The following is a 21,251-nucleotide window of genomic DNA, read 5'->3' on the forward strand; positions in this document are numbered from 1 at the left end:
CTTTAAAATTAAAAAATGGTTTAATTAGGAGCTGTTTTTTCATTTAATGACCAATCATATTCCAAATAGTCAATTTGGGCATTTTTTCGAATTTTTACTTCACTGTATTTATTGATGAATGGAATGATTCCACCCCTTTTCTTAAAATCAGATGAATACCATTTAAACAGTTGGGAGATCTTTAACTCCGAAGTTTGAATTTTATTTCTACCGGGATCCATTAAAAATTTATAACATTGTTCGTCGAGTTGAAGATCCAGTGATCCTGCTGTATAGGCTTCGTTTCTTAACGACGGACAGGATTTAGATGCACAAACCAATACCATGTGAAGGCGAGGATCTTTGTAAGTTTTTCGAAGTATTAGGTGTTCTATTGTATTTAGACTAAGCAATTCAGATCCAATCGTTATAAAAGGAATATCCCAAGTTGAATTGATAAACGGAATGCGGCTCCCAATGTCTTTAATTGAACGGATCGGATAATTACGTAAAATCAATTGAATTGTAAAGGCATTGTACGCATTGATCCAATATGCTTTTGACTCATTGACAGTCCAGGTAGGCCTTGGTGGATTGTTTGACAATTTTTCAAGGTATTCATTTAATTGGATGCTGTCTTTCATTATTCTTTTATAATCCACGTTTCCATTGGTATCAACGCTGGAATTCAAAATGTCACTCCATAGATTATGCGACAAGGATTGTGAGTTACACTCAAACCAAATAGACAAACCAATCAGAATGATAAAATTTCGCATTAATCAACTAAACTATTAATAAACTTAAAGCAATCCGGACTTGATTCTTCTAATTTTTGTGGATACATTAAATAACAGTAGATTAAAATCGCTGCGACATTTAATTTTGGAATGCCCATATAATCGTGTAAGCGTTTTTTCTCAGTATGTAAGATTTTTTCAATGAGTATCCAGGATTCTGCATCATCAAGTGGAAATTTATCTTGCAAATTAAAAATTTCAATAAAAACGCATGCCCATTCATAAAGTGCTGTATTAAAAAATGCGCCGGGCTGGACGTGAGCGGATTGCAATGCATCGCTGGCAAAAATCAAAACGCCGTCTTCATGAAACGTTTCTGATAGGTGCAAATACTGATATTGGGGTGAAGGAAACGCCGTATGATAAAAAACGATTTTGTGATACTTTACAGCCAACGGATTGTTGAGATCCAAACCTAAACGAACTGCAGGTGCAAGTGCCATTAATTTTAATTCTTCCGGTAATTTTTTATCGGTCATTGAAACAAATTCCCTTTGCTTCAATTCGAGTGCCAGTTGTGATAAAAATTTTACCTTATTAGCGTCCTCTAAATGCATAAAATAGGGTATGAATTTACTGACCCATTTTATTTCATAATCATCCAAAACGGGCTTGTATTTGGTAAACCAGTACTCATTAATTAATTTACCTAAGACGAAACTGGCCATAGCCAAAATGCCTGTGGGAATGATATACCAAAGGCAGGCATCCGTGCTTTTATCGGTAAATAAAAGGGTCAATCCAAAAAGACTTAATAGGATAGTTTGAAGAATTCGGTTAGGCATGAAATGGATTAAAAATATATAATGAATTGGCTTCCAAAATGTTGCATAAAATTACAGAGAAAGCTTCAATTGATTTAAATGTTTAAGGATTGGGTTTAAATTTGCAGCCCAATTTCCTTAAAACGATGGGAGATCCTTATTTTCATCGTGTCTGGAGGTACCTTAGCTCATCCCGCCGGGGCGGGAGGACTGAAAATCCTTCTCAATTTTTATCGCTTTTTATTACGATCTTATGTGAATTAATTTTTTAGATTAATTTTATTTTATATACATTATATATTGATTTGCAATTATTTATATTTTATATCGCTTATAGAATTCATTATTTTTGTTTTTGTTTTCCAGTCTTTTACATTTAATATATATTTGCATCCCAATTTCAAATAGATGAATTTATAAATTCATCTATTTGAAGGAGGTACCTTAGCTCAGTTGGTAGAGCAACGGACTGAAAATCCGTGTGTCCCTGGTTCGATTCCTGGAGGTACCACAAATGACCCTTGTAAGTTTAAAATTTACAAGGGTTTTGTTTTTTACCCTTTTTATTTCAATTCAGGATAAATAAAAAGCCAGTAATTTAAATCTTGCTTATTTTATCCAACACCTCATTCAGTGTATGCTTAACAATGATTGAATAGGGTGCAACTCCTTCTTTTGTATTTGAAGAATTTACAAAATGAATTAGAGTATTGTTTGTGCCGGAGTTTTGTATATGAATAATGTGATTTGGATTAATATGAATGTGAAATCCGGCAGGGGTCAAGAGGTCTAGTAATTTCATAATTGTTTGATTTAATTGCTGAATTAAAATTCTTAATGATAAATATAAGAAAATGTCAGCGTTTGTCTCGCTTAAATTATGTGTTTTTACTAAAACAATGAAATTTGATTGTATTTTACAGCCCTTTGTTAGTTTTCAATCTGTATTTTTCCAGATTGCTTCTGTCCATTGTCATTTTGAAATTCATAAAAATAAATTCCATTTCTGACAGGAATATTTAATTCAGTTCGCCTTTGACTTATCCGCTCAGTATAAACAGTTGTACCCAACATCGTGGAAATTTTCAGCGTTCCATCACATGCTTCTCCTAATTGAATCGTAAATTGTCCATTGGTAGGATTTGGATAAATTATAAAGTCGGAATTCACTTTTTCAGTTTTTGTCTGAACCGGCAATGTGATCTCAAATTGTGAAACACAGGTTTTTCCATTGTATATTGCCTTAAACGTATATTTACCAGGATTGGTAGGTAATTTTTTTGACCAGCCCTGAATGCGGGTCTTACTGTCTGCAGGGCTGGTATAAGTCCAACTGGTAAATACCGAGCCATCCGGATTTAAGATACTGATATCGGCGGTCATACCGCTGAGTTCATCTCTTAAAAAAATATAAAATTTTGCAAACCCTGCGGGCAATCCCGAACCTTGAAATGGGATTTGAAAAACATTCGTTTCATTTGGAATTTCTGTTGCAGGACATGCAGGAATTACGATGTCTGTTGAGTTGCTTGAAACTTTCACAATGGCTGTTTCTTTATAATCATTTTGTTTTGCCCACCAGCTCGTCGTATTTAATGCATTGCAAGTTCCTTTAAATGGATCTATACGGGTTGCTACCGTAGCACCAGCCCACACTTCAAAATGTAAATGCGGACCGGATGAATTTCCGGAACTTCCTACAATTCCAATAAATTCTCCAAGCTCCAAGCTTTGACCAATTGTTTTTGCAGTTAGTGAATTCTTTTTCATATGCAAATACAAGGCTCTGGAACCGTCTGCGTGTTGTACTACTATATAATTAGGCATCATGGTATTCGTAGCGCAATTTTTATCAAATTCTCCGTCGTGTTTATCAATGATCATTCCGGGAGCAGCTGCAATCACTTCCACCCAATTAGAATCCATTTTTAAATAATTATAAGGCCAAATCGAAATATCGGTCCCTCTGTGTCCATCGTAGGTGTTTGTCCCACAATTAAAATCCTGAAATGCTCCTGATGTCGTATTCTGATCTACATATGCCGAAACCCGATAAAAACTACAATCCGTTAAACGGTCCGCTGCACGAAGCGGCCATTCCAATGAGACGACCGCTGTTTGCATCTTCTTTTCTGGCTGCATTCGCTGGTTGTTTTCCATGCAACGTTGTTCAATGTTTTTATATAAAGTCTCCGTCACACATGGATTCATTGCATTGTTGGTAAAAAAACTTGATTCGTCCACTTGAATACCAGGATCATGAATTGGAATTTGAGCGATTAATGGGATACTAAGCAAGACTGAAACTGCAATCAATAATGTCTTTATACAATGATTTTTCATAATGATCTAAGGTACTAATTTAAAGAGTCAACAAAAGAAAAATATGCTGCCTGAGCTGTTTTTATTTGCCCAATACTGCTTTTTGGATTGCTTTATTCAAACAAGACAAATGGTGACGAAGAGGAGCTTGTCGGCATGCTGACCAAATGCGTCAGCACCCGCCAAAAAAATACAGAATCAGAATGTGAGCGGAGCATGCGGAGTATGGACATTTGATTTTTATTCAACCAGCACAAATCCTGCCCATTGATAAGGACTGATAAATCGCTCTTTCATTGCTTTTTGGGCTAATCGAAATGCTTCCGGAATGCTTCTATTCTTATTTTGATTATCGCTTGGATCGACCCCCAACCAATTTTTATAAAATGAAATCATGAATTCAGATGTTTCTAAATCTGGCACCTGCCATAAACTCATGATGATATATTTAACACCTGCAATTTTAAATGCCCGTTGCAATCCATACACTCCTTCATTTCCTTGAATATCACCCAAGCCTGTTTCGCAGGCTGATAAAACAACCAACTCGGTATTGGATAAATTCATTTGAGAAATTTCATAAGCAGTTAATATACCATCTTCTTTGCCAGCTAGGATATTCTTCCCCTGCCAGGTATCGTTTCCATTAGCAAGTATCAATCCGGAACGCATCATAGGTTGCTCAGAAATTACAAACTCAGGCTGGTCGCTTGTAATAAATTGAGGCTTTATTGAAGCCGCTTTTGCGGTTCCCTCACTTGCCGCACTGTCGTGCGCCATTCTGCCTCTGGCAGAACTCGTTCGGTCAGGATAAAAAAATCCATGGGTTGCTATGTTAATGATCCTTGGTGACGGTTTACTTGATAAACCTAACTCTTTGAAAGATTCTTCGCTTGCATCATAACCCGTTTTTAATGTAACACTGAATCCAGCAGCTATCAATAGATCATTCAAAGTCTTCACTTCGTGTTCTGTACCATCCAGAAATGGCCAGGAACTTCTACCTCTGGTTGAATCTATAGCTATATCTTTTAAATCCGCTTGTTGATTTTGTGTTACTCCAGTTAAAGAAGCAGTATCCGAAGTATTATAATAGATGCCTCCATAAAGGATGGCATTATTTGTTGTACTGTTAAAATTATTTGGCAAAATGAGTTGCCTGGTGCTGTTAAGTTCGACTAATTGAAATTGATCCGCAAGGGTCGTATTTTTAGAAGAACGCACCGCACTCAAATTGATTCGATGAAACAATCCACCAGGTGAATAATAAATAGTTTTGACTCCGTTTAATTCAGACTCAATAGGTTTCCACACCAATTCGTATAAAGATTTATTCAAAATTTTAGCCTCAACAACCCCTCTGTTATAAAGATTATACATTGCATTAATATAATCTTGCCGCAATTTGTATTTTGATTTTATAAGAGAATCAAGATCTGTCTCTTTACACAAGCTAATAAATCGGGGAGATTTAGAATCCGCCCGAAGTACAATGGCGGCATACATTACGGCAACTTGTTTATCTTGATTTTGAATCTGAAATGGAATAAATTCAATGGCTGCTTCATTGGTTGTCAACCGATCTCGTATTTTCTGCCACTTAACTTGCTGTGCATATTGTAAATAATTTAAATTCAATCGTCTCAATTTTTTTTCAATCGAATTGGATTTCGATTCCAACTCAGATACATTCCGCTGTTCAGATTTTGGTTTAGCATATTCAACAGCAAGTTGCTTGCGCAATCCTCTTAATTTATTTCTATCTATTTCAAACGTTGGATCATCAGAGAAACTATAATTTAACTGCGAAGCTGCCATTAACAGAAAACCCTTGCTGAAAATGGTATTATCTAAAATAAGACTTGTCAACTTTTCATGGTTATTCAAGGGCCGTGAATTTATAAATGCACCCAATTCATTTGTACGCAATTGAAAAGAAAGAATATAGTTTGCAAGTTCTATTTCTGATAGAAAGCTAACTGCACTTCGCATTCGATTCTGATCAAGTTCGTTTAATTCCGCTAATAATTGATCGGACTCATTGTATTTTTTTTGAATTTCACAGACATTAGCTACGTGCGCTAAACTCATAGCATAGAGAAAGTGTTTTTTGCCCAACATGTCTTCCCGAATATTTTTAGCCCTTCTAAACAATGCATCTGCCTGTTGAATTTTTCCAATATCCTTATACAAATCCGCCAATTTATCCATCACCTGTGCACTTTTATGATGCTTCGAACCCAAAACCATTTGAATTATCTTCAAAGATTCCAATAGTTTGAATTCAGATGAATCGCATACACCCATTTCATTAAATAAAAAAGCCAAACCAGCAAGCCCATCTGCGTATTGGGTATTTTGCTTTCCAAATTGCCTGCTTCGGGTATCCAACACTTCTTCAAAGAAGGATCTTGCTTTTACATAATTTCCTCTATAGGTGTATAAAATAGCCATTCGATTCAGGCATTCGAGATATTTCAAATGGTCCTTACCTAAAGTAGCTTTGTAGATCGCTAGGGCCTTTTGATAGAGAAGCAATGCATCCTCATAATTTCCGGTTTCTGTATAAATCTGTGCCAAATTGCTTAGTCCGCCGGCATATACACTGTGAAAACTTCCAAGACTGCGGTCTCGAATAGTATTAACTTCCATGGAATAGGCTATTGCTTTATTATAAATCCCCATTGCTCTGTACAACTGCGCCAAGCCCTCCAAACTGGTTGCATAATACGGGTGATTTTGACCGTGTGCTTTTCCACGCAACTGGATAAGCTCTAAAAAGTATTTTTCAGCCAAGGAGTAATTTGCTAAGTCAATATATAAATTGGCAAGATTTGTCAATGTGCTGGTATAGAGTAGATGCAGCGTACCTAAATGAATTTTCCGAATCCGCAACACTTCATTATAATAATGAGCTGCCTCCTCATATCGTCCCATATTTTTATACAAAATGCCCAGGTTGTTAAAGGTATTTGCAAGATCCGGATGGTCTGCACTTAAACTTGCTAATTGTATTTCCTTCGCATCCAATAAATAAGATTCTGCTTTCTTGAATTGTTGCATGTTTTTAAAGAGTAGACCCATTTCATTCAGACAAGCTATGTATTTAGTATCCCTCTTGGTAAATGTTTTAGCTAATAATTTTTTTAACTCCTCATAATATATTTCTGAATTTTTATAAGACCCGATTTCCTTATAAAAATTTGCCAAAAAACTTAAAGTCTCTAAATAATCCGGATGGGTACTGCCTAGCTTATTTTTAAAAACAAATTTGGCTTTTATAAAATAAAATTCTGCATCTGTTACTTTATTGTAAAAAGCATTAATTCTTCCTTTGTTTAAGCAATAAAGACCAAAAGAAGCTGAAATGCTATCCAAATTAATTGAAACAATGGAATCCACTTGTTTATTGAGCTGTAAGGCTAAATAAAATTTTCCTAAATCAATATGTTTGACAACCACCTTATTGAGACTATCCATCTGCATTCGAATAACATCTGCATTGGTCTCTTGTGATTTACCCAGCAAAGGAAAAAAAAGAATAAATAATCCGAATACCCTGTACATGGAACTTATTAAAAGAACAGTTAAATATAAATATAAATTAATGATCCCCTAAATTAAAAAATTGATTTCAAATACAATGAATTCAACCGAGTAGAAATTAATAAATAAACGGAAAAATAATTTTTCGACTTTTAGGGTAATCCGGAAAATTTTGATGATACCAATCGTAGTGATTTTTAGCCCGTGGAACTAAATTTGAATAGGTCCAAATAAAGAATCCAAATGCGGGTAAATTCCAGGCCATTACAGCAAAACCAAGCCATTGTATTATTTCTCCAAATAAATTGGGGGAGGCTACAAAATTAAATAAAAAGCCATTTGGAATTTTATATCCGGTTTCTCCTGTGCTTCTTAATCGGATCAACATAGTGTCTGTCTTCCAGTTGATAAACATTCCAGTCAAAAACAAAGCTATGCCTATTATAAAATTCCAGCTAACGATCCAGAGCTCATTATACTTATTTATCGGAGCTAAAGCCGATAAATAATAACCATTTAAACCTGCATTTACAAAATTAAAAAAAATGGCAGACGCAACAATTGCAAGCGGTATGCGTTTAGGCGTAGCTTTAATTCGAAGCGGATAGATCAAGGTTCTGTTGACATAATGAAAAATCCAAAGAAAAAATAAAATCCAAACATAGGATTTCAATGAATTCGCGCCATAAATAAGAAAATACACCATGATTGCCAAGGAAGGCAATTCCATAACAAACCATCCCAATTTATTATTTATACTTATGCCCCATTTTTCTGAGGTATGTCGTCCAAAAGGTGCTTTAATATAAAACATGGTAACATGGACAAGAATCGCCAAAGCTATCCAGCAATAATTGATCAGGAGAAATGATTCCAAATTGATTTGATTCATGTACAAATGTATTTCATTTGAGAGAACAAGAAGAAGTCTCTAGAAAGGAAGTCTATAGGCTTTTGGATTATTGTTTTACAGCTTTACTGACTATTGATTTCTAATTGCTGACTACTGATTTATATCCTGCAATGCTACAATTCCGCAATGTTGCAATATTGAGAATTTATAGCATGAACTTTCTTGCGTAACAGCTTATTTGTTGTACCTACCAACTGACAACTGACAACCATCAGCTAATTAATCATTCCACCAACACAAATGCTGACGAAGCGAAGCGTGTCAGCATGCCGACCAATAGCGTCGGCATCCGCCAAAAATACAGAATCAGAATGAGAGCGGAGAATGAGGATTTAGATTTATTAATAATTTACTCAACTAACACAAACCCAGCCCATTGATACGGATCCAATCCAAGATCCCGCAATTCTTTTTGAGCAGCATGGAAGGCATCGGGTATCGTCATTTTGTTTTCAAGCCATTTTTTATAAAATGCAGTCATTAATAAACTGGTTTGCTTATCGGGTACTTGCCAAAGCGACATGATTAAATATTTAGCTCCTGCAATTTTAAAGGCTCTTTGCAATCCATAAACGCCTTCATTGCCTTGGATATCACCGAGTCCGGTTTCACAAGCTGATAAAACGACCAATTCTGTATTTGATAAATTCATTTGGCTTATCTCATAAGCAGAAAGTATTCCATCTTCTTTTCCATCTATAATTTGATCACCTTGCCATGCGCTATTTCCTCCAGCAAGAATTAAACCGGATCGTAGCATCGGCTGATTGCTTATTTTAAATACATTTTCCGATTGGCTACTGAATTCTGATTGTTGCCTATTGGATTTTGAATCAGGAAAAAAATAACCATGTGTCGCAATATGCAATACTCGCGGCGATTGGTTTCCTTTCCCCATGGCTTTAAATTCAGATTCTGTTGCAAAACGATCGCGGAATTGAGTCGCTGGAATGTTATTGTTCTTAAATAGACTAAAAATGCTGCTGATTTCCTGATCCGTACCAGGAAGGAAACTCCATTGCGAACTCTTATTCGCAACATTGGTTTTGGAACTTGCAAATTCAAGTTCTTTGCTCTCTACTTGCAATTTTGATGTTGTATTCGGTTCACTAATATTATAATTTATACCACCAATCAATGCAGCTGGTGTTTGATTCCAACTTTTTTTCTGTGACTGGACTAATTGCCTGGTGCTCCCAATTTGAGTAAATTTATATTTATCTCCTAGCACCGTGGTATTTGAAATTGCAATTGCAGTGAAATTCAATCGGTGTAAATTTCCTGAAGTGGCTAGATATATTTTTTTGCTATTTATCAGGTACATCTCAATTGGTTTCCAAACTAAATTATAGAGGCTAGTATAATCTTGAACTCGTATCGGAGAAACGCCGCGGCTGGCGTAAATTTCTGCTTGTTTACCAGCTGAATGCCCTTGGAGGATTAAGCTTAATTGCTGCTCTTCAAAAAGCGGGATAAAAACTGGTATGGAATCTTCAAATCGCAACAGAAGCACTGCGTAGATTATACTATCTGTTTTCTTAGGAAAATCCAATTTAAAGTTTACAAATTCCAATACAGCGTCCCCAGGCTGTAATTTTAATTTTACATCATTCCATTGAACCTGAGTGCTTGCATCAGAATAACCATTCACCTTTTTAACTAAATCCTTTTCGACAATATTTGCCTTTTCTTCCAATTCAATCAGCAGTTGTTTATTTTGCTCAGAATACAATTTTGCATATTCTTTTGCCAACCTCCGTTTATAAGATTGGAGTGTTGTATTTAGTTCATTGGATTCACTTGTTTCGGCTGCCAACAAATTCAAGCGATTGGCGGCATTTAGAACAAAACCTTTTTGAAATAAAGCTGTATTAAATATTGCTTTGTTTAAGTTTGCCGAATGGTTGCCCATCATATTTCTTCTGTAATTTATTGATAAAAGTGTTGCTAAATTTCTTGCAATTCTATCTGCGTATTTATTCAATTCTTCCGGAGATAGGTATAGAACAGATTTGATTAATTTCTCTTGGCTCAGCACCATGTATTCATAAAGTAAATTATCAGCTAACTCAACATTTGATCTTTTTTCATTAACAATTGCCAAATATCCTAATACGGTTGCGTATTCAGCATAATCACTCCCTATTACTCTTTTAAATATTGTTTGCGCCTCTGTTAAAAAAAGCTCAGCCAGGCTATCCCTGCTTGTCTCCATAAATATTTTTGCTAAAGAAATCAAACTGTTTGCATAAGCAGTATGCTCTTTTCCCGTTATGGATTTTTGGATTTCCAATGCTTCGCGGTGATACGATTCTGCCAGCTCGTAATTATTTAAAGTTTTATAAGCATGTGCAAGCAGGTGAATGCAATTTACATAATCCGGGTGTTTGGTTCCAAGTTCGGTAAATAATATGGCTTTTGCCTCAAGTAACAAAACCAAGGCTTGACTGTCTCTATGTAAATCATTGTATAAAGAAGCCAGGTTGTATAAACTCTGCGCATACTTTGGATGATTTTTGCCTACTACTTGTTCAAATATTTGGGTTGCTTCAATATAATAGCGTTCTGTTTTATCTAAATTGCCCATTGCAGCATAGAGCGTACCTAAATTGGTTAAACTTACACCATAATCTTGATGCTTCTTTCCCAGTGATTTTTCCCTTATCTCCTTTGATTCTAAATATAAAGGCTCCGCTTTATCATAAGCTCCAATAATAAAATAAAAAACACCCAGATTGGTTACACTTTTAGCGTATTGAGGATGATTTACCCCCAGAATTTTTTTGAATAATAAATACGATTCTGTATAATAGGGTTCTGCTTTATCGTACCGCCCCAATTCTTTGTACAAAAGTGCCAGATTATTTAGACTTACTGCAAAATCAATATGATTTTTCCCTACAGCTTTCTCCTGAATATCCCTAACTTTCAAATAAATTGATTCACACGGTTCGAATTTTCCCATCAAATAATACAAGACTCCTAAATTATTTAGTGCCTTTGCATAGAGGTTGTGCTCTGTACCATAAAGAGTCTCAAAAATATGGATGGCTTCAAAATAAAATGTTTCTGCTGCTGCGTGATTGCTCTTTGCTAAATTCCACTTTCCCCGACTTATGCAGCTGTTTGCATAGACTGCAGAATTTCTACCTAATTTTTCCAAAGCTTGTTTTGAAACTAAACTATCTAATTCAAATGACTTAATCAAGTCGCCTTTCTCCCGCAAATTTTTAGAAACATTCAGAAGACTGTCTAGCTGTTTCAAGGTGGCCGAATCGATCAATTCCTGTGCTAAAGCAAAATTTGTCCAACATAGAACGATGATAATGATGCTGTTTTTCATTTCTGTCTTAAATTAAAATTTCACCTTCTTAATACTAAACTCAAAGGTAAGTATAATATTAAAAGTATAAACTAGTGACTATTAACTTCTGATTCATGGCAAGGAGTCTGAATGGTTTTGTGGCTGATCGCAAATAGGAAAAGAAGCGTAGCATCTCTAGGGTGGTAGTCATTAGGAAAGTCTGAAAAATTAATTCATAACTAACAACTTTCACCTAACAACTATTAAAAATTCACCCTTTATAATTTACAATTTACCATTAATATTTATTCTACTAAAACAAACCCAGCCCATTGATATGGATCCAAGCCTAGTTCGCGCAATTCTTTTTGAGCGGCATGGAATGCATCTGGTATCGTCATTTTTTTCCCGCCTTTATCGGGACCTTCGTCTTCCAACCACTTCTTATAAAATGTAGTCATCAATAAACTGGTTTGTTTATCGGGTACTTGCCAAAGCGACATGATTAAATATTTTGCTCCTGCAATTTTAAATGCTCTTTGCAATCCATAAACGCCTTCGTTTCCTTGGATATCGCCTAAGCCGGTTTCGCAAGCAGATAAGACTACCAACTCGGTGCTTGACAAATTCATTTGGCTAATTTCATAAGCAGTAAGTATTCCATCTTCTCTGTCTTCCAAAGTTTGTTTTCCTTGCCAGGCTTCATTGCCGCCTGCCATTATTAGTCCTGATCGAAGCATGGGATGTTCTGACATCTTAAACACAGTTTCTGTTGCTTCAAATTTAGCAATAGGATTTAATGAAGCTGCTTGCGCAGTTCCCTCGCTTGCTGCACTGTCTTGCGCCACTCCGCTTTTTGCGGAGTTCGTACGGTCAGGATCAGGAAAAAAATAACCATGAGTAGCAATGTGCAAAATTCTTGGTGAAGGCATATTGTTTGTTCCGATTGATTTAAAAGATTCCTCCGTTGCTTGGTTTCCACTTCTAACTATATTCTGCATGCCTGCTTGTTTCGTAATTGCTTCAATGGAGTTTATTTCCATTTCAGTGCCAATCAAATAGTTCCAACTTCCTCCTCTATTTGTAGTGTCAATAGATCTAAAGTTAACTATATCTCCTTTTCTGTATTTAAGAATAGTATCGTGAGTTTCTGTTTGGCCAAAAAAACTATCCCGATCAAATTGAATTCCACCATACATTGTAACCACATTATTTTGTTGAACCATTGTTTTAGGAAACATTAATTGCCTTGGACTATTCAATCGATTCAATTGATACTGGTCAGATAAAATGGTTGTATCATTAATTGGGATGGCATCAAAATTTATTCGATGTAATAATCCAGTTGGAGTATAATAAATTTTCTTTATTCCAGTTAATTCACCTTTTAAATTCTTCCAAACCAAGTTATAAATAGTATTCATTGAAATAACTTTAATAGGATTAACACCCCGAAAAGCATATAATTGGGTTAAATTATTCTGGCCTTTCTTTGTAGTCATAAGCTCTTCAAGTTGTTTAGATTCAACCAATGGGATATATAGAGGCAGCTGATTCCCAGATTTAAGTACCATAGCTGCGTAAATTATACTATCCGTGCCCCTTTTATTTGAATAGTTAAAATGAATAAAGTCTATAATGGCTTCATCCGGACTCAATAATTTTTGTACTTCTTTCCAACTTATTTGTTGGGTGGAATGATCAAAATCAATATTTAATCGTGCGATTGTTTTCTCAAGTTCGTTGGATTTTTCTTCCAGCTCTTTAACTCCTTTTCTCAATAAAATAGGTTTAGAATATTCCTTTGCCAACAAATGGCTGTAAGATTTTAACAAATTAATCTTCGCGATAGTAATCGAATCAGTGCCAATTAAATGTCTATTATTATTAAAAGCGTTTAATAGGAATCCTTTAAAAAACAAGGAATTATCAAAACAAGTTGTTGCTATCTTTGTCCTTCCGTTCGTATTGTGTGCAAATGATAATATCAAAGCTTGTTTTGCGGCAAAAGTCAATATAAATTGATTCATTTCTTGTTCTGAAAGGTGGAATAAGGCATTCATAATATTTTTTCTTATAACTGCAGATGAAATTGAAAATAATGATTCTGACTTTTTAAATTTCCCCATTAATTCATAAATCAATCCTAAATTAAACAAGCGATTTGCATAGTTTATATGCTCAGTACCTAGAACTTTTTCTGTAATCTTAATGGATTCCAACTGCAATTTTTCAGCCAGTTTATAATTTTGCTTCTCAATATATAAACTAGCTAAATGAGATAAGTTTTCAGCGTATGAATAATGTTTCTTTCCTAACTTTTTTTCTACAATTTTAATAGCTATTTGATAACATTTTTCTGCTTCTTGCAAAAAACCCAAGCTCATATAATAACTTGCCAATGCAATTTGTGATTTTGAATAGGTAAGACTACTATCTCCCTGAGTTTTTAACCAAATATTATTAAGTTCAATTTGCATTTCAATTGCCTTCTGATAATTTCCCTTACGCGATTGAACATCAATTCGATTCTGCAGTGTAGAACAGTACCATTCATTTTCTTTTCCTAATGTTTTTTCCAGAATTTCAATTGCCTCTAGTAAAAAGATCTCAGCTTTATCATATTTACCCAATTGCCTGAACAAGGTTGCGCAATTATTTAAACTGGATGCATAATTTGGATGATTGGTACCTAAAGAGGCTTTTCTTGTATTTAATGCCTCCAAAAACATCCATTCAGCTTTTTCATAATTTCCCATGATTTGGTACAATCTTGCAATATTATCCTGGATAAGTGCATACGGAGGACTTTGTTCGCCAAATAATAATTTTGTGCTGCTAAGTGCTTGGAAGTAATAAGTTTCAGCCAATTCAAACTGCGCAATTTCTGTATTTAATGAAGCTAAATTATTTAAAGTAGTTGGATAATGCCTTTTATCTTTTCCCAAGTGCTTTTCATAAAGCTCTTTAGCCTCCAAGTAGTAAAGTGATGCTTCTTCATATCTACCAACACGCTGATAAAAAGAGCCAATATTAATTAGCACAACTGCATAACCATCATTTTCCTTCCCCTCGTACTTTTCCTTGAGTTTTTTCGATTGTAATAAACATTCTTCTCCTTTTACAAGGTCTCCTGATTCAATATAAACAGCACCTAATGTATTAATTGTTGCGGAATAATAAGGATGATTTTCTCCTAACACTTTGAATTGAATTGCCTTGGCCTCAAACAGCCATTTTTCAGCTAATCCATACTCCAATTTTAACTTATAAACGAAAGCACGAAAATAACATACATCTCCATAAGATGCAGATTCCTTTCCAAACCATTTAATACTCAAATTTTCAGCTTCGACAATTACATCAAATGCTTCTTTAAACGACCCTTTTTCAGAATAGGCATCACATAATACAAACAGACTATCCAATTTATCTAATACTATACTTGTGTCTGACTGGGAACTAATGTAATGGGATATTAGAATTAATACCATTAAGAATTTAAATTTCATAAATAAAATAAATTTACAATGTTAAAAGGAAGGTATTAAATTGAAAATAATTTCAATTTCTAGTGATTAATAGAAAACCAAATGAAATCAAAAATGAAACTTTACTCTACCAATACAAATCCCGCCCATTGATGTGGATCCAATCCAAGATCCCTCAATTCTTTTTGAGCAGCATGGAATGCATTTGGTATCGTCATTTTAGCTTCTAACCACTTCTTATAAAATGCAGTCATCAATAAACTGGTTTGTTTATCGGGTACTTGCCATAGCGACATGATTAAATATTTAGCTCCTGCAATTTTAAATGCTCTTTGCAATCCATATACGCCTTCATTGCCTTGGATATCTCCCAATCCCGTCTCACATGCAGACAATACGACTAATTCAGTGTTGGATAAATTCATTTGGGAAATTTCGTAAGCAGTTAAAATTCCATCTTCTCTTCCCTCCAATGCTTGTTTTCCTTGCCATGCAGCATTCCCTCCTGCCAAAATCAAACCGGAACGCAACATAGGATGATCACTTATTTTAAATACGCTTTCCTTCTGACTACTGACTGCTGATTGCTGACTATTGATTTTTTGATCGGGGAAAAAGTAGCCGTGGGTTGCAATGTGCAAGATTCTTGGTGATGGAGCATTATTTATACCAATATTTTTAAATGCTTCTTCCGTTGCATTTAATCCTTTTTTTAAATTGGTTTTCACTCCTGAATGTTGCATGATTGTTTCTATAGCATTGACTTCTCGTTCTGTTCCCGAAAGGTAATTCCAGGATCCTCCTCTTAACGTTGTATCTGTGTTTTGAAAAGACAATTCTCCTCTTGATCGTGAAACAATCAAGGGTTCATTTGAAATGAAATTAGTATCTCGTTCAAATTGAATTCCACCAAACAAAACAGCATCGTTATTGATATGCTTTATTTGATTGGGGATAACCAATTGGCGTGTACTGTTTAATTCAACTAATTGATATCTATCTGCTAATACTTCTGTTTCCGATACGGGAATTGCATTCAAATTAATTCTGTGCAATAATCCGCTCGGTGAAAAATAAATCGTTTTAATTTCTCTTAATTCATTTTCTAATGGTTTCCATAAAATATCATACAGTGATTTTTTAGGAGCATCAATGGCTACTGCCCCACGATCTGATAACGTGTACAAACTATTGACATAATCTGCTCTGCGTTCTGATTTGGAATATAAAAGGGAATCCAAAGATTTTTCTTCAAAAAGTGGGATAAACTTAGGCTGATCCGATCCAGGTTCAATCAGTAGGGCTGCATACATGATACTATCCATATAACTAGGAAAATTGATCTTAAAATGAACAATCTCGATAGCAGCTTCTGCTTTTTTTAAACCATCTTTTACATCCTGCCATTTAACTTGACGGATAGCCTCTGCATAACCCGAAACTGAACGGGCAAGTTTTTTTTCTGCAAGGTTGGCTTTTTCTTCCAATTCGGCGATGCCTTTTTTCCCAGCGATTGGCTTTGTGTATTCAACGGAGAGCCGACGACGGTAGCTTTTGAGTTGGAGATTCAAGTCTACCATTTCTGCTGAAATAAACGTAGGAGCATTCAGCCGAGTAGCAGCGGCCTGGAGGAAGCCTTTATAAAAAAGGGCATAATTATATGCCAAATTAGTCAGAATTCCGGAGTGTGCTTTAATGTTTGGGCGTGCGAATAAATAAGAATTCAATCGGTCTCCGCCTTTTTGATATTTTATTAAATATTGAGCAAGTTCTTGTTCCGAAAGAAAAGATGTGGCGTTTAAAAATCTGGTTTGCCTCAGGAAAAATGCTTCTTCTAGTAATGGTTCCGAGGCTAAATATCGATGTTGTCTTTCATATACACGTGCCAGGTTGTCTAAACTTGCAGTATAATCTGGATGTGCCTTGCCCAACATTTTTTCTCTGATAGCTTTGGCTTCGAGGTGGAGGGCCACAGCTTTTTCGTAGCTGCCCATTTCATAATAAAGGTTTCCCAGATTGTTAGGGCTTGTTGCATAATCAGGATGCTCCTTGCCCAGTGTTTTTTCAATGATAGCTTTGAATTCGAGGTAAAGAGGCTCTGCCTTTTCATAGTTACCCATATCATCGTACAGGACTGCAAGGTTATTAATGCTTGAGGCATATTCGGAATGTTCCTTTCCGAATACTTTTTCACGGATGTCTTTGGCTTCGATATAAAGAGGCTCGGCTTTTTCAAAGTTGCCCATATCATGATAAAAGATTGCCAAATATTCCAAGCTTTTGGCATATTCAAAATGTTCCTTTCCAAACACTTTTTCCAGGATGGCTTTGGCTTCAAGAATTAGTGGCTCGACTTTTAGATAGTTCCCCATTTCAATGTAAAGACTTGCCAAGTTGTTGAGGCTTGCCGCATAATCTGGATGTTCATTACCCAGCACTTTTTTTCTAATGGTTTTGGATTCGAGATAGAGTGGCTCTGCCTTTTCGTAGTCACCCAAAGTCCAATACAGGCTTGCAAGATTGTTTATACTTGCGGCATAATTGAAATGCTCCTTACCCAATGCTTTTTCCCAGATGGCTTTGGCTTCAAGATAATAGGATTCAGCTTTATCGTAATTGCCCATATCTTTGTTTAAGAGTCCAAGATTATTCATGGACCAGCCATAAGCGGGGTGTGCCTTGCCAAGCACTTTTTCTCGGATGACTTTGGCTTCTATATAAAATTTTTCGGCTTCTGGGAAATCCTTTTTGTTATGCATCACCCTACCCCGACTGAAGGCACAACTACCATACGATGCTGACTCCCTTCCAAGATTTTTTAATGCGATACGTTCAGCTTCAGAAATGACTTCTAGCGCTTTATCGAAATCTCTTTTACTCGTGTAGTCACGCGATACTCGAATGAGGCTATCTACCTGTTTAATTGCACTAGAATCAATTGCTTGAGCGGAAAGACGGTCTAATGCCAACAATATTAAAATAAGGTTCGTGTATTTCAAATTTTTACATTCAGAGTGCAATATTATACTTTCTACTTAAAAACTACACTACCAAGCCAAGTAAAATACAGAATCATAATGAGCGCGGGGAATGAGGATTTAGAATTATTAATAAATTACTCAACTAACACAAACCCAGCCCATTGATACGGATCCAATCCAAGATCCCGCAATTCTTTTTGAGCGGCATGGAATGCATCTGGTATCGTCATTTTCAATTCTAACAATTTCTTGTAAAATGTTGTCATCAACATGGAGGTTTGCTTATCTGGTACTTGCCACAAACTCATGATGAGATATTTTGCTCCAGCGATCTTAAAAGCACGTTGTAATCCATATACACCTTCATTTCCCCGAATATCACCTAATCCGGTTTCACATGCGGATAGCACAACGAGTTCTGTATTCGATAAATTCATCTGAGAAATTTCGTATGCCGTGAGAATTCCATCTTCTCGTCCTTCCAGTGTTTGTTTTCCTTGCCAGGCTGCGTTGCCTCCTGCAAGTATTAATCCGGAACGAAGCATCGGATGTTCACTCATTTTAAACACGCTTCCTGTTTGATTATTGAATAGTGACTGCTGACTATTAGTTTTGGGATCTGCAAAGAAATATCCATGCGTTGCGATATGTAGGATTCGAGGTGAAGGAGTATTGTTTGTCCCAATATTCTTGAAGTTTTCTTCTGTAGCCAGATATCCCTTTTTCAAGTCAACAGTGAATTCATTAGATTGCATGATCTTTTCAATAGCATTCACTTCTCGTTCTGTACCGGGCAAATAATTCCAACTTCCACCTCTCAATGTAGAATCTACAGAACTAAATGCTAATTCCTCCATTGAACGGGATGTAAGCAAATTCTCTTCTGCTTTGATTGTAAAATCCTGTTCAAATTGAATTCCTCCAAATAAAACAGCATCGTTTCGATTATTTTTTATTTGTGAAGGAATGGCTAATTGCCTCGTACTGTTTATCCCAATTAATTGATACCTGTCTGCTAAAGTCTCTGTTTCAGAAATAGGAACTGCATCCAAATTAATTCTGTGTAATAAGCCACTTGGAGAGAAATAAATTGTTTTTACATTTGTTAGTTCCTTAACAAGAGGTCTCCAAAGAATATCATAAAGTGTCCTTTTAGATTCTTCAGGTGCAATTGCACCCCGGTCAAAATGGGTATATAAATTATTAACATGATCAGCCCGACGCAAGGTGTTCGATTGCAATAAAGAATCAAGAGATTCCTCATAAAATAAAGGTATAAATTCTATTTGTTGGATTCCTGATTTTAGTATTAATGCTATATAAATTATCTTTCCCGATTTATGAGGAAATTGAATTGGTAAATGCAAAAACTCAATAGCGACCTCATTTTCAGTAAGTTTAGATTGTATATCTTTCCAAGAAAGTTGTTTGCTTTCAGCTTCGTATTCAGAAATTAAACTTGATAATTCCTTTTCAGCAGCATTTGCTTTGTCTTCTAATTCCAATAAGTTTGTTCGCTCTGAAATAGGTAAAGAATATTCTGAAGCCAATCGACGACGATAGCCTTTTAGTTTCTTATAAATATCTGTAGCCAGCGAATTAGTACTTGCTAAAACATTCATCCTTGAGCTTGCTTTTAATAAAAATCCTTTATAAAATAACGCGTTATTGAATACTAATTCAGTTAGTTTATTACAATTTCCACCAGACTCTTTACAGGCTAAAGTATAATTTGCCATATCACTGCCATTCCTTTTATACATGTCTATATATTTGGCAAGTTCCTGTTCTGATAAATATGAAATTGCTGAAGAAACCTGAGCTTGTTCAAGAGAAGCAGCTTCTTCTAAAATCCGTTCTCCAATTTGATACTCTTTTTTAATTTCATAGACATATGCTAAGGTGTACAAAACATCCAGGTAATGCGGATGTTGCTTTCCTAAAAGTTTTTCCCTTAATTTTTTTACTTCCAAAGCAAAACTTTCTGCTTTTTCAAATTGACCGTTTGCAAGATAAAAATTTGCAAGATTTCCCAAACTCCAGGCATAATCCGGATGATCCTTGCCGTGCACTTTTTCATAGATACGCATAGATTCAAGATAACATACTTCTGCTTTATCCATTTGTCTCAAGTCCATATAGGTATTTCCCAAATTATTGATAATAAGTGCACATTCTGGATGGACTTTTCCATATACTTTTTCATTTATTTCACGAGCTTCGAGTTCAAGGTTTAGTGCTTTTTCAAAATTACCTTTATAATAATATAAATTTGCAAGGCTGGAAACACTGGATGCATAATGAGGATGTTCTATGCCATAAACTTTTTTAAAAATTGTTTTTGCTTCTAAAGCAAATGGTTCTGCTTTTTCATAATTCCCCATTGCCGTATATAATACTGAAAGGTTGTTAAGACTTTGAGCATATTCAGGATGCTCTTTTCCCAAATTACGTTCGCGAATACGTTTCGCTTCTAATCCCAAGGGCTCCGCTTTATTATAGATTCCCATCTGATAATATAAAATTCCGAGATTATTAAGACAGTTTAAGTATAAAGGATGCTCCATGTTTTTCAATTTAGCTTCAAAAATTTCCTTCGTTTCCAGATACAAGGGTTCTGCCTTCTCATAATTTCCAGAATCCGTATATACCAGACCCAAATTCAAAATACTGGCTGCATAATCTACACTGCTTTTTCCAAAGATTTCTTCTCTAATTGCTCTTGACTCCAGATAATACTGTTCTGCTCTATTGTAATTACCAGTCATATAGTTAATTACTCCTAGCATATGCAAGTTCATAGCATAATCTGAACTTCCTTTGCCTAATGTATTTTCAAATATTGGTTTGGATTGTAAAAACCACTTTTCAGCATCAACAAATTCACTTTTATAATAATAAATTTTGCCCTTGTTTAATAAACAGTTAGCGAAAGAAACAGATGCATTGCTAAATTTACTTAATGCTAATTTTTCAGCCATTGCATTCAGTTCAAAAGCTTTTTCAAACTCTTGATTTTCTGCAAAATCTATAGACAATTCAAGTAAACTGTCTATCTCTTTGATCGCAATGGATTCGCTGCTTTGACCAGATACCAAAAAAGGAATCAATACAATTATATAAGTTAATTGCTTGACCAAATTCATAAAAA

Annotated in this window: 10 protein-coding genes and 1 tRNA gene; 1 reads left to right on the forward strand and 10 read right to left on the reverse strand. The window is 35.3% G+C overall.

The annotated features are described in order from the left end of the window. Positions 1-20 precede the first annotated feature (20 nt). Together IPK91_09545 and IPK91_09550 are read right to left on the reverse strand one after the other, a co-directional pair. On the reverse strand, positions 21-698 hold the full coding sequence (locus IPK91_09545) for a DUF547 domain-containing protein (GenBank protein MBK8297501.1): 678 nt from the start codon (positions 696-698) through the stop codon (positions 21-23). 59 nt (positions 699-757) lie between these two features. Then, a complete protein-coding gene (locus tag IPK91_09550; GenBank protein MBK8297502.1) occupies positions 758-1,564 on the reverse strand; it encodes a hypothetical protein in 807 nt (268 codons plus the stop codon). A gap of 417 nt (positions 1,565-1,981) precedes the next feature. On the opposite strand from IPK91_09550, the gene IPK91_09555 reads away from it, so the two are divergent. Then, positions 1,982-2,054 (forward strand) — tRNA-Phe (locus tag IPK91_09555). An 87-nt stretch (positions 2,055-2,141) separates the two neighbouring features. On the opposite strand, the gene IPK91_09560 is transcribed toward IPK91_09555, so the two are convergent. From IPK91_09560 to IPK91_09595, 8 genes are all read right to left on the reverse strand, one after another. After that, a complete protein-coding gene (locus IPK91_09560; GenBank protein ID MBK8297503.1) occupies positions 2,142-2,345 on the reverse strand; it encodes a hypothetical protein in 204 nt (67 codons plus the stop codon). A 128-nt stretch (positions 2,346-2,473) separates the two neighbouring features. Further along, entirely contained in the window at positions 2,474-3,886 is a 1,413-nt protein-coding gene (locus IPK91_09565; protein ID MBK8297504.1) for a peptidoglycan DD-metalloendopeptidase family protein, read from the reverse strand. 219 nt (positions 3,887-4,105) lie between these two features. Further along, positions 4,106-7,432 (reverse strand): CHAT domain-containing protein, encoded by a 3,327-nt coding sequence (locus IPK91_09570; protein MBK8297505.1) that lies wholly within the window; start codon positions 7,430-7,432, stop codon positions 4,106-4,108. Positions 7,433-7,529: 97 nt separating this feature from the next. After that, entirely contained in the window at positions 7,530-8,303 is a 774-nt protein-coding gene (locus IPK91_09575; GenBank protein MBK8297506.1) for a DUF1295 domain-containing protein, read from the reverse strand. Between the two features lie 370 nt (positions 8,304-8,673). Continuing rightward, the gene (locus IPK91_09580) at positions 8,674-11,667 is read right to left on the reverse strand and encodes a CHAT domain-containing protein (protein ID MBK8297507.1); all 2,994 of its coding nucleotides are present in this window, start codon (positions 11,665-11,667) and stop codon (positions 8,674-8,676) included. A gap of 266 nt (positions 11,668-11,933) precedes the next feature. Next, entirely contained in the window at positions 11,934-15,140 is a 3,207-nt protein-coding gene (locus IPK91_09585; GenBank protein MBK8297508.1) for a CHAT domain-containing protein, read from the reverse strand. A 101-nt stretch (positions 15,141-15,241) separates the two neighbouring features. After that, entirely contained in the window at positions 15,242-18,118 is a 2,877-nt protein-coding gene (locus IPK91_09590) for a CHAT domain-containing protein (GenBank protein ID MBK8297509.1), read from the reverse strand. A 116-nt stretch (positions 18,119-18,234) separates the two neighbouring features. Next, positions 18,235-21,246, reverse strand: coding sequence for a CHAT domain-containing protein (locus IPK91_09595; GenBank protein MBK8297510.1), 3,012 nt, complete (start codon positions 21,244-21,246; stop codon positions 18,235-18,237). Positions 21,247-21,251: the final 5 nt, after the last annotated feature.

It is taken from the genome of Saprospiraceae bacterium, assembly GCA_016712145.1.
GTDB lineage: Bacteria > Bacteroidota > Bacteroidia > Chitinophagales > Saprospiraceae > Vicinibacter.